This is a genomic window from Pseudomonas sp. B28(2017) (genome assembly GCF_002113025.1).
In the GTDB taxonomy this organism is placed as follows: Bacteria; Pseudomonadota; Gammaproteobacteria; order Pseudomonadales; family Pseudomonadaceae; genus Aquipseudomonas.
In genome coordinates this window covers 1-16988 of sequence record NZ_NEJH01000020.1, presented here as the reverse complement: position 1 = coordinate 16988, position 16988 = coordinate 1, and the positions used below count along the sequence as shown (strand labels likewise).

Here is a 16988-nt window from a genome sequence, read left to right as displayed (position 1 = left end):
GGCGCGAGCAGGCTCGCTCCTGCAGGGAGCAATCCGATGAGCTTCGGCAAAACCACTCCGGTCCTGCGTATTTTCGACGAAGCCAAGGCAGTGGAGTTCTACGTCGACTTCCTCGGTTTCAAGATCGATTGGCAGCATAAATTCGAAGCGAATTTCCCGCTGTACCTGCAAATCTCCCGTGGCGAATGTGTGCTGCACTTGTCCGAGCACCATGGCGACAGTACGCCGGGTTCTGCGCTGCGGATTGAGACGGATGAGCTGGAGACGTTTCAACAGCAGCTGTTGGCCAGGGAATACAGCTTTTCCCATCTACAGATTCAGGCCATGCCGTGGGGCAGCCAGGACATGACCATCGCCGACCCGTTCGGCAATCGGTTGGTGTTCACCAACGCGATCAGCCTCTGAGCTTTCAGCCCCTCAGACTTAAGCCTTCAGCCTTCGTTCGGCACCCGGTGGGTTTGGCGAAACTCGCCGGGTGGCATCCCGCGCCGGCTTTTGAACGTGCGGTGAAACGAGCGGGGTTCGGTGAAACCCAGGTACTGGGCGATGTCCTGAATCGGCAGGGTGCTGTTGAGCAGGTAATGCTCGGCCAGCTCCTGGCGCAACTCATCGAGGATCTGCTGGTACGACGTACCGGCCTGATGCAGTTGGCGTTGCAGCGTGCGCACCGACACGGCGAGATGCTCGGCCACCTGCTCCTTGCGTGGCAGACCTTCCTTGAGCAACTGGCGCAGGATGCTTTTGACCCGCTGTTCCAGCGATGCATCCTCCAGTGTGGCCATCAATCCCTGGGCATGTTCTTCCAGTGTGCGCAGCAATTGCGCATCGGCCTGGCGCAAAGGCAATTGCAAATACGGCAACGGGACAATCAGCGCCGAATAAGGCTGGTCGAACAGTACCGGACAGTCGAAGAACTGCTCGTACTGTGCCAGCGTCGTGTCGGCCGGACGTGCATGTTCCAGCCAGACGGCGGCCGGCGACATATGCGTGTCGGCGATCCAGCGCGCGTATTGCAGCCAGGAACCGAGCACGTTTTCCACCAGGTGCCGGCGAATTCGCGGGCGTTGATGGCGGCATGTCCAGATCAGGTGCACGTTGCTGTCCTGCACCTCGGCACGGCTGACGCCCATGTCTCCCACCAGCTTCTCGAACGGCATGATGCGGCTCATGGCGTCGCCCAATGTCGCGCAGTTCATGGTGATGTAACCCAGCACGCTCCAGGAGTTGGGCAACACAAAACGCGCGGCGTTGAGACCGAACAGCGAATCGCCCGAGTGTTCGCAGAAATAATCGAGCAGCCGTTCATGGGCTTCACCCGGCAACCGCAGGCTGTTGTCACTCAACTGCTGCGCCTGCAACCCGGCAGCCGCCAATGCAGGCTCGATGGCCATGCCCAGTTGTTCGGCATGACGCAGGTATTTGAGCAGCGGCGGAACTGAAGTGAAGCCCAGGGATTGCATGATCGTTTCCTTTGATCAAGGCCCGCGTGCGCGGATGAATGCCCTGAAAGGTAATTTGAAACCACGGCTAAAGTAAATGGCTGACGCTTGCGCGACGTTTGACTCAATTGGCTACTCGAACTGGCCGGATGCGACCGTGACACTTTCCGGCGGCTGACTAGTATGGGGGCCTGAAATATCACTGATCAGAACCGCAAAAGGACACACGCATGCGACGCTGGAACGGCTGGGGAGATGCAACCACGGTGGTCGAACTGCCGGCCCAGGGCGCGAGTTTTCTCGCCAAGCGGGTGGGTGACGGTCGAGCGCTGCCCGATGCGACGCTTGAGACGGCATTGGCCCGCGTGCCCCCGTCGCGGTTGCAGCAACACTTCTTGTACAGCGTAGATGCCCATGATCGTTTGCTGCATGCCCGGGGGCAGAGTCTGCCGGACTGGCTGGCGTTGCGTGAAGGCGCGCTGGGTAATTATCCCGACGCCGTGGCCTATCCCACGAGCGCTGAACAGATTCGCCGATTACTGCTGCTCGCCCATGAACAGGACCTGTGCCTGATTCCTTATGGCGGCGGCACCTCGGTGGCCGGTCACATCAATCCACCGAGTTCCGCGCGGCCGGTGGTGACGGTTTCCCTGGCCCGCATGAATCGCCTGCTGGACCTCGACGAAGAGAGTTTGATGGCCACCTTCGGCCCCGGTACCAGCGGACCGCAGGTGGAAAGTCAGCTACGCGCCCGTGGTTACACCCTGGGGCATTTTCCGCAGTCGTGGGAACTGTCGACCCTGGGCGGTTGGGTTGCCAGCCGCTCCAGTGGCCAGCAGTCGTTGCGCTATGGGCGAATCGAGCAATTGTTCGCCGGCGGGACGTTGGAAACCTTTGCCGGCCCATTGGAGATTCCCTCCTTCCCGGCCTCGGCGGCCGGCCCTGATCTGCGCGAGGTGGTGTTGGGCTGCGAGGGTCGTTTCGGGATCATTTCCGAGGTGAAGGTACGGGTCAGCGCACTGCCCGCCGATGAACGTTTCTATGGGGTGTTTTTGCCCGATTGGTCCAGGGCATTGCAAGCCATCCGCCAGTTGGTCCAGGCGCGCGTACCGCTGTCGATGCTGCGCCTGTCCAATGCGGTGGAAACCGAGACCCAGCTGGCGCTGGCCGGTCACCCGCAGCAGATCGCCTGGCTGGAAAAGTACCTGGCCATGCGCGGCGCAGGTGAGGGCAAATGCCTGCTGACGTTCGGCGTGACCGGAAATCGTCGGCAAAATGCGCTGTCCTTGCGTCAGGCCCGGCAGCACCTCAAGACGTTCGGCGGGGTGTTTACCGGCACCTTGCTTGGCAAGAAGTGGGCGCAGAACCGTTTTCGTTTTCCCTACCTGCGCGAAAACCTGTGGAACGCCGGTTATGTGGTGGACACCCTGGAAACGGCCACGGACTGGAGCAACGTCGATAACCTCCTCACGCTTGTCGAAAACAGCCTGCGCGACGCCTTGGCTGCCGACGGCGAACGGGTGCATGTCTTCACCCACCTTTCCCATGTCTACGGCGAAGGATCGAGCATCTACACCACCTATGTGTTTCGCCCGGCGGCGGACTACCCCGCGACCCTGGCCCGCTGGCAGGCACTCAAGCAAGCGGCCAGCCAGACCATCGTCGACAACCACGGCACCATCAGTCACCAGCATGGCGTGGGCAAGGACCACGCGCCGTACCTGCGACGAGAGAAGGGCGCGCTGGCGATGGAAACCCTGCAGGCACTGAGTCGGCATTTTGATCCGGCCGGGCGACTGAACCCTGGCACGCTGTTGCAGGAGTGACGGCCATGAGCCTGGACTGGAACGCGGCGTGGCGACAGCAGGTGCTGCCGACGCTGGCGGATGAAACCTGGGACCTGATCGTCATCGGCGGCGGCATCAGCGGCGCCGGTATCCTGCGCGAAGCCGCGCGCCGAGGGTGGCGTTGCCTGCTGCTGGAACAGCGCGATTTCGCCTGGGGCACCTCCAGTCGTTCCTCGAAAATGGTCCATGGCGGCCTGCGTTACATCGCCAGGGGCCAGTGGCGCCTGACCCGCGATTCGGTCCGCGAGCGCCAGCGCCTGCTCGACGAAGCACCGGGGCTGGTGGAACCAATGAGTTTCATGATGCCGCATTACCGTGGCGGTTTTCCCGGGCCGCGGGTGCTGGGTGGTTTGCTGTCGGTCTATGACGCATTGGCCGGGCGGCGCAGCCATCGCTTCCATGACGCGCAACAACTGCGTTATCTGGCGCCTGGGGTGAAGGAAGATGACCTGCTGGGCGGCACCTGTTTTGTCGATGCGCTGACTGATGATGCCCGCTTGGTGATGCGCGTATTGAGTGAGGGCCGGGCCGACGGCGCCGTGGTGCTCAACGGTGTGCGCGTGCAGCAATTGCTGCGTGAAGAGGGGCGCGTTTGCGGCGTTCAGGTCGAGGACTGCGAGGGTGGCGGACTACTGACATTGCGTTGTGGTGTGCTGGCCGTGGCCACCGGCGCGTGGGCCGAGCGCTTGCGCCCGCCCGATGCTCCTCGCCAGTTGCGCCCGTTGCGTGGCAGTCATTTGCTGTTGCCGGGCTGGCGTCTGCCAGTGGCGCAAGCCTTTACCTTTCTGCACGAGCGCGACCGTCGACCGGTGTTCGTTTTCCCTTGGGAGGGGGCCACGGTGGTCGGTACCACGGACCTCGATCATCACGGCGATCTGGACCAGAGCGCGAGCATCAGCATTGATGAACTCGACTATCTGCTAGCTGCCTGCAGTCAACAGTTCCCCCAGGCCGAGGTGGTCGCTGCCGATGTGCTGTCGACCTGGTCGGGAGTGCGCCCGGTGGTGGGCAGCGCTGCGGGTGAACTCAAGCCCTCGAATGAAACCCGTGAGCATGTGCTGTGGCAGGAACCGGGTTGCGTGACCCTGGCCGGCGGCAAGCTGACCACCTTTCGCCCGCAGGCGATCGAGGTGCTCAAGGCCTGCGCGAGCATGCTCGACCGGCCCTTCAATGACGCCGCCGCGCCGGTGTTCGCCGTCGTGCCGCCGCTGGCGGTTCCGGGGCTCAGCGCCAACCGGTGGCGGCGCCTGGCCGGGCGGCATGGCCGTGACTTGCCGAGGCTGGCGAAACTGATCGCGGAACTGGGCCATGACACCGTCGGTGGCACTGACACCTTGTGGGCGGAGCTGGCAGTTGCCTGCGATACGGAAATGGTCCTGCACCTGGATGACCTGTTGCTGCGCCGCACCCGCCTGGGCTTGTTGCTGCCTCGAGGCGCCGAAGATTATTGGCCGGCGATTCGTCGACTCTGCCAGCCGCGGCTGGGCTGGGACGATGAGCGTTGGCAGCAGGAGCAGCAGCGCTACCTGGTGTTGTGGCAGCGCCATCATGGTTTGCCGGATGCCGCGCATTGATGCCCACTGAAGAGAGCTCCATGGATAACCACCCGAACAAGCGTTACCTGTTGGCCATCGACAATGGCACCCAGAGCGTGCGCGCGCTGCTCTTCGACCTGCAGGGCAATCTGCTGGGCAAAGGCAAGGTCGAGTTGCAGGCCTACTACTCGACTCAACCCGGCTGGGCCGAGCAGGACCCGGAGTATTACTGGGCAAAACTGGGTGAGGCCTGCCAGCAGTTGTGGCAGCAAACCGGCATCGATCGTTCACGGATTGCCGGTGTATCCCTGACCACCCAGCGCGGCACGGTGATCAATGTCGATGCCCAAGGCAGGGCGCTGCGTCCGGCGATCCTGTGGCTCGATCAACGCCAGGCCGAAGTCGAAGGCGGTATCAAGGGGCCGTGGGGCTGGCTGTTCAAACTGGTCGGCGCGCAAGCCACGGTGGACTACTTTCGCGCCCAGGCCGAGGCCAACTGGATCGCTCGTAACCAGCCGGAAGTGTGGGCTGCGACCGACAAATTTTTGCTGCTTTCGGGGTTTCTCACCCATCGCCTGTGCGGGCGCTTTGTCGATTCCGTAGGCTGTTGCGTCGGTTACCTGCCGTTCGACTTCAAGCGCTTGCGCTGGGCCGCGCCCGCCGACTGGAAATGGCAGGCACTGGCGGTGCGTCCCGAGCAACTGCCGAGCCTGCACAAGCCTGGTGAAACCCTCGGCTACATCAGCGCCGAGGCCAGCCGCCACACCGGCATTCCCGAGGGGCTGCCGCTGATCGCCGCGGGTGCCGACAAGGCCTGCGAAGTCGTGGGTGCCGGCGTCGTCGACGCCGGCACCGTGTGCCTTTCCTACGGCACCACGGCAACGATCACCAGCACCCGCTCGCGCTACCTGGAAATCGTCCCGTTGATTCCGCCTTACCCGTCGGCGGTGCCGGATCAATTCAACTGCGAGGTAATGATCTATCGCGGCTACTGGATGGTCAGCTGGTTCAAGAACGAGTTCGGCCTGCGGGAAATGCAGCAGGCCAAAGCCCAGGGCGTGGAGCCTGAGCAACTCTTCGATGCACTGGTCGACGCCGTGCCGCCGGGCTCCATGGGGTTGATGCTGCAACCCTACTGGTCGCCCGGCATCCGCGAGCCGGGGGTGGAAGCCAAGGGCGCGATGATCGGCTTCGGCGACGTGCATACCCGCGCGCACATTTACCGGGCGATCCTCGAAGGCCTGGCGTATGCCTTGCGTCAGGGTATGGAGAAGATCGAGAAACGTTCGAGGGTCTCCATCACGCGCTTGCGCGTCGCCGGTGGTGGCTCCCAGAGTGATGCCGCGATGCAACTCACGGCGAACATTTTCGGCCTGCCGGCCGAGCGTCCGCATGTCTACGAAGCATCCGGCCTGGGCGCGGCCATTTGCTGCTCGGTGGGGCTGGGGCTGTACGCGGATTTCCCCACGGCGATGGCCGCCATGACTCGGGTCGGTGCGGTATTCATGCCGCAACCCGAGGCGCAGCAGATCTATGAGCGACTGTACAAGGAGGTCTACCTGCGCATGTATCGACAGCTCAAGCCGTTGTACCAAAGCATCCGTAAAATTACCGGTTACCCGGCATAGGAAAACACCCGGGAACCCTGTGGGAGCGAGCCTGCTCGCGAAAGCGGAGTGTCAGTTACCTCCTTTTTGACTGTCCCGCCGTCTTCGCGAGCAGGCTCGCTCCCACATTGGTCCGTGGTGTTTTTTGCACCGAGGCGTGGCGCTATCGGAGAACTTTTCTGGTGAGATTGGACAGTGTCAGGGGCAGGGGCGGTTGTTAGGCTCAACCCCCACTGCACATCCAATAAGAACCAAAAGCAATGAAGCTGACATTCCTCCTGTTGCTGCTTTGTGCAACGGCCCCGACAGCGTGGGGCTGGTCCAACCATACGGTGGGCAGTTACCTGGCGTTGCAGGGCCTGCCGGCGTTGCGCGATGCGCCACCGGTCGAAGTCGAGCCACTGGAGCAGTTTCTCGCGCAGCAATATCAAGCCGTGAGCGCGCTGCTCGATGAGCAGGAACGCTTTGCCCGCGAGCATTTCGCCCAGTACCCACCGCGCCCCGACAGCCTGAAATTGCCAGCCGTACCTGGGGACAATCTGCGCCACGACTTCCTCACCGCGCTGCGGATCAATCCGCAAATTCATCTGGCGATGGTCATTCAGCCGCTGCCCGGCAAGGATCTGCCCGAGCGTGAACACCTCAAGGCCGAACAGGTCATGGTCGAGCAGACGCTCTCGCCATGGAATCGTCAGCGCTTCATCCGCATAACCGAACACGAACAAGTCGCGCCCCTGGCCGTGTTGGCCAGCGCAGCCGATGAGCCTGATTACGGCCACGACATCAACCTGTTCAGCGACAACCCCGGCGAAGTCGGCGAGTTGTACGGCTTCGGCCCTCAGCCCTTCGGTGACGCCCGGTTTCAGTACAGCTCCCAGGCGCCGTTCCATATGGGCTTCTTCCATGAGAGCCCGGTGGTGTACGCCGCTGCCGGATTTCTCGAGCGCAGTTGGCCCGACTGGCGCGCCTATCAATACCTGGGTTTGGCGCGACTGGCCTTTGCCAGCGGCCATTCTTACTGGGGCTATCGCTTTCTCGGCTGGGGCCTGCACCACATTCAGGATCTGACCCAGCCTTATCACGCCAAGCCATTGCCCGGCGTCGACCTTGCCAATCTTCTTCTGTTGGAAGGCAAGGCACTGGCCGGTTTCGCTGCCGATAAGCAGGCGTCCATCGAACGCGTTGCGACCCGGCACATGGAAGTGGAGAAGTATCAGTCGGCCTGGCTGCGTCGTTTGCTGCGCGCGGGGCAGCCCCATCCGATGCTTGACGCTTATGCCGATTCTGCCCAGGACGCCCATTACCCGCCGTACTCGGTGGACTACCTGCGTGAAGTGGTGAGTGCCGAGTCTGTCGACGAATCCGCAGCGTTTGATGAAGCCATCGGCCAGTGGCTGGACACAGCGCCGATCACCAGCGATTTCAGCAGCGGTAATCAGCTGCAGCGCGAAGATTTCGACCATCCGGCACTCAACCGGCAGTTGTTCAAACTGCTGGGACATTTCGGTGCGCACAGTCGGATTTATGCCACAGCGGGATTGGCGCCATAGCCATCGCAGCCACATTGCCAGAACACAAAAACAATAAAACCAGGGAAAGGGGAACAGATCATGAGGACTCGATTTCGCCTGTCTGGCGCGGTGCTTCCCGGCGCCAGTCTGGCAGGGCTGCTGCAGCTGTGCGCGGTCGACGTCGTGCAGGCCGGGGAGTTCAGTGTGCTGGACAATCAGATCACCGGTTCATTCGACAGTACCTTGTCTTATGGTCGCCTGTGGCGGGTCCAGGGCCGGGACAAGAACAACGACGACGTCAACACCAACGACGGCAATCGCAACTTCGACACCGGGCTGGTTTCCGAGGTGTACAAGATCACCTCGGAGCTCGAGGCCAACTATCAGAACTACGGGATGTTCGTGCGCGGCACCGCGTTCTATGACACCCAACTGATGGACAAGCGCAACGATTACTACCGCAACAACAACCCGTCGCAACCCAGTCAGAGTTTCCCGCAGGATGACCATTTCACCAGCCAGACCCGCGATATCGCCGGCAGCCGGGTGGAGATGCTCGACGCCTACCTCTATGGCAATTGGGACGTCGCGCAGATGCCGGTCACGGCACGGATAGGGCGCCAGGTATTCAACTGGGGCGAGGGGATTTTCTACCGTGGCGGGATCAACACCACCAACCCGGTGGATGCGGCCAAGTACCGATTGCCCGGGGCCGAAGTCAAGGAAGTGCTGGTACCGGTGGAAGCGCTCAGCTTCAACATCGGCTTGACCGACACCCTGACCATGGAAAGCTTTTACCAGACCAACTGGAAGGAAACCCGTATCGACCCGGTCGGCACTTTCTACTCGCAGACGGACCTGTTCGCCGACGGCGGCAACACCGCCTACAACAACTTTACCGGTACCGCGCTGGACACCCCGGTACCTGGCTTCGGCAACGTGATCGGTCTGTACAGCGCGCTGGGCAACAACCCGGTATTCAACCAGGCCCTGAGGACCACCGGCCTGTACGCCGGCGGGGTCACCCCTGCCTTTGGCAACACCGTCAAGGTGGCCTCGGTCGGCAAGGATTTCAACGCGCGCAACGACGGCCAGTTCGGTTTCGCTTTTCGCTACATCGCCGAAGAACTCAACAGCACCGAATTCGGGTTGTACATGGTCAACTACCACGCCAAGGAACCGACCATTTCCGCCGATCTGGGAGGGTACAAGGGCATCGACATGAATGCCCTGACCAACCTGTTGACCGGTGTCGCCGGCAGTCAGGCGGGGCAACTGGCCAACGGCCTGGCGACCGTGGATGTGCTGGGCAATATCCAGGCGCATCGGCGCTACGCCGAAGACATCCGCATGTACGGCTTCAGTTTCAACACCACCCTGGGCCAGGCGTCGGTATTCGGTGAAGTGGCTTATCGGCCGAACCTGCCCATCGGGATCGCCGCCACCAACGACCTGATCGGCGACCTGGCCAATGGCGCTGCCGCAGCGGCGGCCGGCCAGACCATCAACATTGGCGGGCAGCAGGTCACGCTCGCCAGTCAGATCAATAACGCCGAGCGGGTGGAAGCGTTCAACACCTCCATCGGCACCATTTACAACTTTGGCCCGAGCCTGTCATTCGACTCGATGTTCGGCGTATTCGAACTGGCGTCCGAGCACCTGCGCGGCAGCAGTCTGCAATACACCGCTTTTGACGGCAGTACTCGTTACTTCGCTGGCACCGGTAACTTTTCCTATGTGTCCGGCGGCGAGCGCAGCGACCAGGTCAACCGCAACTCCTACAGCTACACCGCGATGCTCAACGGCACCTGGAACGACGTGTATGCCGGCGTCAACGTCTCGCCTTATGTCGTCTACAAGGATGACTTCGAGGGCAACAGCTATCAGGCGGGCAACGTCATCGAGGGACGCAAGGCCTACACCCTGGGGATCAAGGCCAACTACCAGAACAAGCTGGAGGCCGAGCTGCAATACACCGAGTTCTATGGCGGTGGGCAGGACAACGGTCTGCGTGACCGCGACAACGTCGGCTTCAACCTCAAGTACTTCCTTTGATTACCCAGAACACAGATGTAGCGCCTGTGGGAGCGAGCCTGCTGTGCGTTGCAGGCCTGCTGCCTTTAATTCGGAGAACGATCATGTTTCACACTTCAAGACTGACCAAGACCACACTGGCGCTGTTCCTGAGCCTGGCCGCCGGCAGTGCGCTGGCCGCGGTCACGCCCCAACTGGCCGAGCAATTGAAAACCACGCTGACGCCGCTGGGAGCCGAACGTGCCGGCAACGCCGCCGGGACCATACCGGCCTGGAACGGCGGCATCACCCAGGCGCCGGCGGGCTACAAGCCCGGTCAGCATCATCTGGACCCGTATGCGACGGACAAGCCGCTGTTCACCATCACCAAGGCCAACCTCGATCAGTACAAGGCCCACCTCAGCCCGGGTCAGATCGCACTGTTCAACAGCTACCCCGACACCTTCCAGATGCCGGTCTATCCCTCTCGCCGCTCTGGTTCGGCGCCGCAGTGGCTGTATGACAACACCTTGAAAAATGCGACCTCGGCCAAGCTGCTCGATGGCGGGACCGGTTTCGCCGATGCCTACGGCGGTGTGCCGTTCCCGGTGCCCAAGGACGGGATCGAGGTGCTGTGGAACCACATCACCCGTTATCGCGGCATCTATGTGGTCCGGCGTGCCTCCGAAGCGCCGGTACAACGTAACGGCAGCTTCGCGCTTGTGACCTCGCAGCAGGAGGGGTTCTTCAACTATTACCGTCCGGGCGGGCAGTTTGCTGACCTGAAAAACATCCTGTTTTACTACCTGGCGTTCGTGAAGAGCCCGGCCCGGCTGGCTGGCGGTGCGGCGTTGGTTCACGAGACCCTGGACCAGCTCAAGGACCCGCGTCAGGCCTGGGTCTACGACGCGGGCCAACGCCGCGTGCGTCGGGCGCCGAACCTCGCGTATGACACCCCGATCGCCTCTTCCGACGGCCTGCGCACGGCGGACGACACCGACCTGTTCAACGGCTCGCCGGATCGCTACGACTGGAAGCTCAAGGGCAAGCAAGAGGTCTACATTCCCTATAACAATTACAAAGTCGGCAGCCCTGAGGTGAAGTACGCGCAGTTGCTCGCACCGGGCCACCTCAACCCGCAGTTCACCCGTTATGAGCTGCATCGGGTCTGGGTGGTCGAAGGCACGCTCAAGCCGGGCGCGCGGCATATCTACTCCAGGCGCGTGCTGTTTCTGGACGAGGACAGTTGGGGCGCCGCATTGGTGGATCAATATGATGGACGAGGGGATTTGTGGCGGGTGTCGATGGCCTACCTGAAAAACTTCTACGACCTGCCCACCACCTGGAGTGCGCTGGACGTCTTCCATGACTTGCAGGCGCGTCGTTACTACGTGCAGAACCTGGACAACGAAGAGCCGACCACCGTGGACTTCGCCCAACCGGTGCCGGAAGACGCGTACTTCATGCCGTCGGCATTGCGCCAGCGCGGCACGCGGTAAGTCGCGCAGCACACCCTTTCAGATGCAGTCTGTGAGATCGCCATCGCGAGCAAGCTCGCTCCCACAGGGTTTTGCGTCGTTCACAGATTCTGTGTTCGACTCTCTACCTGTGGGAGCGGGCTTGCCCCGGGCGGCGATCCGACGAATGGGTCTTTCAATCACCGCAGGTGTACGGTTACACGCGGAAGTGGCTCACCATCTGCTGCAGTTGACCACCCAGGCGCGCCAGCTCAACGCTGGACTTGGCGGTCTCATCGCTCGCCGCAGCGGTCTGTTCGGATACGTCGCGCACGTTGATGATGCTGCGGCTGATCTCTTCGGCTACCGCGCTTTGCTGTTCGGCAGCGGCAGCGATCTGCTGGTTCATCGACTGGATGTTGGACACCGTGCGGGTGATGTTCTCCAGTGACTCGCCAGCCTTGCGGGTCAGGGCCACGCTGCTGTCGGTGAGGGTGCGGCTGCTGTTCATCACGGCCGACACTTGTTGCGTGCCGTTCTGCAGGCCGGCGACCAGGCCTTCGATTTCCTCGGTGGATTTCTGCGTGCGCTGGGCCAGGCCACGGACCTCGTCGGCTACCACCGCAAAACCACGGCCGGCTTCCCCGGCGCGGGCCGCTTCGATGGCGGCGTTGAGCGCCAGCAGGTTGGTCTGCTCGGCCACGGCCTTGATCACGTCCATGACGCTGCCGATCTTGTCGCTTTCCTGTTGCAGCACGCTCATGGCTTCAGTGGAACGCACCACTTCGCTGGCCAGGCGCTCGATCTGGGCGATGGCTTCGTTGACCACCTTGTCGCCTTCACGGGCTTCGCCGTCCGCCGCCGCAGCGGCTTGCGAGGCCTCTTCGGCGTTGCGCGCGACTTCTTGCACGGTGGCGGTCATTTCGTGCATGGCGGTCGCGACCTGATCGGTCTCGACTTTCTGGCTGTTGACCCCGGCGCTGGTCTGCTCGGTCACGGCCGACAGCTCTTCGGCGGCGCTGGCGATCTGGGTCACGCCGTCGCGGATGCCGCTGATCAAGTCACGCAGGGTCACGCCCATGCGTGCGATACCTTGCTGCAACACGCCGAGCTCGTCGCGGCGGGTGACCAGCACGTTCTGGGTCAGGTCACCGCTGGCGATGCGGTCGACCACCGCCAGGGTTTCGCGCAGTGGACGGGTGATCTGGCGAGTGATGAGCACGGCGGCAATGACGCCCACCAGCAACGCCAGCAAGGTGCTGACCAACTGCAAGGTGCGCGCCCGGGCGCTTTCGGCGTCACGACGGTCGAGCTGGATCTGATACAGCTGATCGCTTTGGGAGACGATGGCGGTGCCCTGATCGGTCATTTCCTTGCGCGCTTGCACCGCGTCATTGCTGGCGGCCTTGTAGGCCTGCAAGGCGCTGCGGTAGTTGCCCAGTGCTGCCTCCAGCTGACGCAGGGCGTCTTGCTGGGTATCGGCGAAATGCGCGTTCAGCGGTTTCAGGCTGGCAATGGCGGCGTCCAGTTGGCCGAGCGCTTTTTGCTCGGTCTCGGCATTGGTACTGGCGGTGTAGCCGCGCACTTCGTAGCGGGCCAGCAGAAACGCTTCCCTGGCAGCAGTAATGGCCTGGAACTGTTCAAAGCGCTGGTCGCTCAGCGGCATTTGCTGAACGCGGGAAGTGATGTCATTGATCAGTGTGTTGGCGGTTTCGGCGTTGGCACTCATGGCGTCGCGGGCACTGTTGCCGGCGCGATAAGCGTTGCGCATTTTGCCGAGGGACACCTTGTAGGCGTCGATGACGGCACTTTGCTCTCGGAGCAGCTTGAGGTTTTCCGGGCTCTTGAACTTCGCCAGCAGGGCCTGTTGCTGGGCCGAGAAGGCGTCGAGGGTGGTCTGCACGCTCTGCGCGGCGGTTTCATCGCCGTTGGTCAGCATGTATTGCAGGCGAACCACGCGCAGCTTGGTCAGGCCGGCGTTGAGCTGGGTGATGTCGCTCATCCAGTTGCTGCGGTCGATCAACCCGCCCAGGCTGGTCCAGCCGGTCAGGGCGAGGACGCAGGTCAGTGCCAGCACCAGGCCAAATCCCAGGCCCAGTTTCAGGTTCACGCTGATGTTGCCGAACCAGCTATTCATCAAATTCCTCCAGGAACGTAGTGCTTCTATTTCGTCGGTTGGCTGGAAGATTGTTTTTTTTGGGGGCCGCCAAGCTGTGTAAGCAAGATGTATCGGCAGCAATCCCGGGAGCTGAAAGGTTTTTGTGCGGCGGATTCTGTAACAAGGTTTTTGCAGCGTTTTAAGCTTTTTTTCACATGTCTTTCACCCGCCGGCAACGCACGTGTCCTTAACCTTTCGGGATCTAATGAGGTGGTCCGTGCCGGCGAGGCGGCTTGATGTGGAATTAAGACTGAGTCTTTTCGGGATAAAACGCTCGATCGATCTGAACCGCTTCGCCCGTTATCGCAACGCTGCGGTGGTGTTGGCCTCGGCGCTGCTGGTTGTCCCGCTGACCGTGTTTTTGCTGCGTCCCGCCACTGCGCCGGACCTGGCTCACGGCAATGTGGCCGGTGCACAGGCTTTGATGGCGGGATGGGCCAAGGGCGATGTGATCGTGCTGGTGCGCCATGTCGAGCGCTGCGATCACTCCTCGGCGCCTTGCCTGGTTGGCAACGATGGCATTACCGAGCGCTCTCGCAGTGTTGCCGAGAGCCTCGGGGCACAGTTCAAACGCCTTGGCCTGGACAAGGCCGATATCTACAACAGCCCGATCCTGCGCACGGCACAGACCGCCAACTTCATGTTCAACAAGGTTGGCACGGGGGAGGACTGGCTGATCATTTGCAAGGGCACCATGCTGCGCGACGCGCTTGCGCACAAGGTAGCCGGACGTAACCTGGTTCTGGTGACCCACAGCGAGTGCATGGAGCAACTGGAAAAAGACCTGAAGTTACCGCCTTCGACACTGGGTTATGGCGCCTCGCTGTTTATTTCCGCCGAAACCCCTCAGACTCCGCGCATGCTGGGTTTCATCGAGGCTTCTGACTGGAGCTCGGTGAGCACTCATTGAGTTTTCCATCCTCTTTTTCAATCAGGATTCACAATGCTGACCGCTTCTCGCTACCGCTTTTACTGGGTGAATTTCGGTATTCCGCTGGCCTGCGCGGTCGTGGTGTTCCTGATGTTCGACATGACCACAATCGACATCGCCTTCAACAATTACTTTTTTGATCCGGTGACGCAGACATACCCTCTGGATCAGGTCCATCTGTTCGAAAAAATCACCCACAAATGGGCACGGATCATCCCGAACTGGACCGGCGAAATTGCGATTATCGGTGCCTTGCTGTCGTTTCTCTGGCCGCGTCTGAGGGCGGAAAAACATACGAAAATCATCGCATTCCTCGAAAAAATCAAAGTCGCACCGGTGCTGCGCTTTGCCACCCGGCACCGTCGGGACTTTCTCTATGTGGTGTTCGCGTTTTCCATCAGTACCGGGGTCATTCACTACCTCAAGGGCCACACCAGCGTGTATTGCCCGATCGAGACCACCCTGTACGGCGGCAAAATGGAGCACGTCGAGTGGTATGAAAATTTCGACCTGCTGAAAGTCGCCGGTGACGGTCGCTGCTGGCCGGGCGGACATGCGTCGGGTGGTTTCACCATGCTGGCGTTGTACTTCGTGGCTCGCCGTTATCGCTGGCGCTATTCCAAGGCGATCATGTACGGCTCGCTGACCCTCGGTTTCATCTACGGCACAACGCGGGTGCTGCAAGGCTGGCACTACATGTCCCACACCCTCTGGGCCGGGATCTTTGTGTGGCTGGCGTGTTTGCTGACGGCGCTGGCGTTTTACGGGCGAGCGAGGCTGGAACAACCCGTGCTTTCAATGGCGCAACAACCGCTATCGGCGACTCAGACCCAGCCAGTGAATTGAGTTCGCTTTGAACAGCAAAACCTGCAACCCGAAAGGGCTGCGGGTTTTTTGTTGCCTGGGGCAACCTTCAGTGAGCTCGGGGAGTGTGTTCGAGTCATTATCCAGCTGCATTTCCATGGCAATTCCGGCGACCCGTGCTTCGGTGGAGCCTTGTAGTTGGTGGTTGCCAAGAGCGAAGAATAACAGCAGGCAACACAGTGCAATCAGCAGTGGGACAGGGCGCGACATGACTCCTGGCTACTGGTGAAGGAAGGCTGAAAAAAGTACACGGAACGATTTCTTAACGAAGCGTGAACAACTGGTGATCTATTGGGGGTGAAAGTTGACCTTCATTTCGCCAACCAATCTGACATTCGATGCCCGGTGAATCCCTGATTGAATCGCACAAATCCCCCCTCGAAATTTACAAAACGCCTGGTGCTCCGAAGGGTCGTGCTCGGCTCAAGCATTGCCTTCGCGCTACTGCTGATCGCGGGCAGTTACTGGTTGCTCACGCCGCCTTCACCCTATGTTCCGCTGAGCGGCCTGGACCCTGCGTCGGCGTCGTTGATCGCCCTGGGCGATCAAGGCAGCGGTGACCTGCAACAGTGGCGAGTGGGGCAAGCCATGGAACGTGTCGCGGCCCGGGAGGGGCGCCTGGACATGGTGGTTTTCCTCGGCGACAACTTCTACGGCAAGCCATTGACCGGTACCCACGATTATCGTTGGGGAACCCGATTCGAGCGTGTCTATTGGGGGCACTGGCTCAGCCATGTGCCGTTTTACGCCGTGCTGGGTAATCACGATTATCCGGTGTCGCAAAAATACGAGATCGAGTACGGCCAACAGCACAGGGGCTCGGGTCGCTGGCAGATGCCGGCGAATTTCTACGTCAAGGATTTCGGTGACGTCGACGGGCGGCCATTGGTGCGGATGGTGTTCCTCGACACTTCGGCGCCACGTGAAAGTCTGCAGCAGCAAATCGACTTGATCGATCAGGCGTATCAGGCACCCGGACCGGCTCCGGTATGGCGAATAGCCGCGTCCCATCATCCGGTGCGCAATCAAGGCGAGCATGGCGAGGAGTCGGACCTGGTCACACGGCTGTTGCCAGTGTTGCAACGCAACCACGTCGATCTGCTTTTGTCGGGGCACGATCACAACCAGCAATTGCTGTTGCGTGCAGATGAACCCGCGTGGGTGATTTCCGGGGCGGGTGGCCAGAAGCTGGATGTCCTGCAAACGCCAACGCCGAATAGCACCTTTACTACCTCGCGGGCTGGTTTTGTCAAACTCGACCTGAGTGCCACTCAACTCAGGCTGGGGTATTACAACGACCGAGGCGATCTGGAATCCGGTTTTCGCTGGGCCAGAGACTGCCAGTGGATGGCCAAAGGCTGTTTGCTGCCCGAGCAATCGCAAGGGCGTGTCCTGCAAGCGGCGCCGTGACGGACGGTGTCGGCCGGATAAAACCAGCAGTGGTCGTCAGACAAAATTGCAGGCAAAAAAAGGTTCATCACGGATTACCGGGGAAGATTGGCGTTGGCGTTGGCGTTGGCGTTGGTTTTGTGAGTTGTGAGCTTATCCATTTGCCGAGGTGACGCTGAATCACCTTTGCGCCCTTACGGCGCCTTACTTTTTTCAGTCGAAAAAAAAGTAAGCAAA

General features: G+C 61.2%; 12 protein-coding genes and 1 pseudogene. 10 read left to right on the top strand and 3 right to left on the bottom strand.

Annotated features, from left to right (window positions below):
* Nucleotides 1-36 precede the first annotated feature (36 nt).
* Nucleotides 37-405, top strand: a complete 369-nt coding sequence (locus tag CAF65_RS27015) for a glyoxalase superfamily protein (protein WP_085719037.1) — start codon at nt 37-39, stop codon at nt 403-405.
* Between the two features lie 26 nt (nt 406-431).
* Here the strand turns inward: CAF65_RS27015 and CAF65_RS27010 are convergent, their stop codons facing one another.
* Complete coding sequence (locus tag CAF65_RS27010; RefSeq protein ID WP_085719036.1) at nt 432-1460, bottom strand: AraC family transcriptional regulator; 1029 nt, start codon at nt 1458-1460, stop codon at nt 432-434.
* Between the two features lie 209 nt (nt 1461-1669).
* On the opposite strand from CAF65_RS27010, the gene CAF65_RS27005 reads away from it, so the two are divergent.
* The 6 genes from CAF65_RS27005 (at nt 1670) to CAF65_RS26980 (ending at nt 11451) form a co-directional block, all read left to right on the top strand.
* Complete coding sequence (locus CAF65_RS27005) at nt 1670-3265, top strand: FAD-binding oxidoreductase (RefSeq protein WP_085719035.1); 1596 nt, start codon at nt 1670-1672, stop codon at nt 3263-3265.
* A 5-nt stretch (nt 3266-3270) separates the two neighbouring features.
* Nucleotides 3271-4860: a glycerol-3-phosphate dehydrogenase/oxidase gene (locus tag CAF65_RS27000; RefSeq protein WP_085719034.1), complete on the top strand. Its 1590-nt coding sequence runs from the start codon at nt 3271-3273 to the stop codon at nt 4858-4860.
* 20 nt (nt 4861-4880) lie between these two features.
* Nucleotides 4881-6449: an FGGY-family carbohydrate kinase gene (locus CAF65_RS26995; protein ID WP_085719033.1), complete on the top strand. Its 1569-nt coding sequence runs from the start codon at nt 4881-4883 to the stop codon at nt 6447-6449.
* Nucleotides 6450-6688: 239 nt separating this feature from the next.
* A complete protein-coding gene (locus tag CAF65_RS26990; protein WP_085719032.1) occupies nt 6689-7978 on the top strand; it encodes a phospholipase in 1290 nt (429 codons plus the stop codon).
* A gap of 60 nt (nt 7979-8038) precedes the next feature.
* Complete coding sequence (locus CAF65_RS26985; RefSeq protein ID WP_178076751.1) at nt 8039-9994, top strand: DUF1302 domain-containing protein; 1956 nt, start codon at nt 8039-8041, stop codon at nt 9992-9994.
* Between the two features lie 83 nt (nt 9995-10077).
* Nucleotides 10078-11451 (top strand): DUF1329 domain-containing protein, encoded by a 1374-nt coding sequence (locus tag CAF65_RS26980; protein ID WP_085719030.1) that lies wholly within the window; start codon nt 10078-10080, stop codon nt 11449-11451.
* Nucleotides 11452-11626: 175 nt separating this feature from the next.
* On the opposite strand, the gene CAF65_RS29185 is transcribed toward CAF65_RS26980, so the two are convergent.
* Both CAF65_RS29185 and CAF65_RS29180 read right to left on the bottom strand, forming a co-directional pair.
* Nucleotides 11627-12490: a methyl-accepting chemotaxis protein gene (locus CAF65_RS29185; RefSeq protein WP_371919031.1), complete on the bottom strand. Its 864-nt coding sequence runs from the start codon at nt 12488-12490 to the stop codon at nt 11627-11629.
* Nucleotides 12485-13411: pseudogene (locus CAF65_RS29180) on the bottom strand (methyl-accepting chemotaxis protein); the annotation flags it as partial. The gene CAF65_RS29185 and the pseudogene CAF65_RS29180, both read right to left, overlap by 6 nt.
* A gap of 394 nt (nt 13412-13805) precedes the next feature.
* Here CAF65_RS29180 and CAF65_RS26970 point away from each other — a divergent pair.
* From CAF65_RS26970 to CAF65_RS26955, 3 genes are all read left to right on the top strand, one after another.
* Nucleotides 13806-14477 (top strand): histidine phosphatase family protein, encoded by a 672-nt coding sequence (locus CAF65_RS26970; protein ID WP_085719028.1) that lies wholly within the window; start codon nt 13806-13808, stop codon nt 14475-14477.
* Between the two features lie 33 nt (nt 14478-14510).
* Nucleotides 14511-15344 carry a phosphatase PAP2 family protein gene (locus tag CAF65_RS26965; protein WP_085719027.1) on the top strand — a complete coding sequence of 278 codons (834 nt, stop codon included), beginning with the start codon at nt 14511-14513 and terminating at the stop codon, nt 15342-15344.
* 432 nt (nt 15345-15776) lie between these two features.
* Entirely contained in the window at nt 15777-16772 is a 996-nt protein-coding gene (locus tag CAF65_RS26955) for a metallophosphoesterase (protein WP_256578750.1), read from the top strand.
* Nucleotides 16773-16988 lie beyond the last annotated feature (216 nt).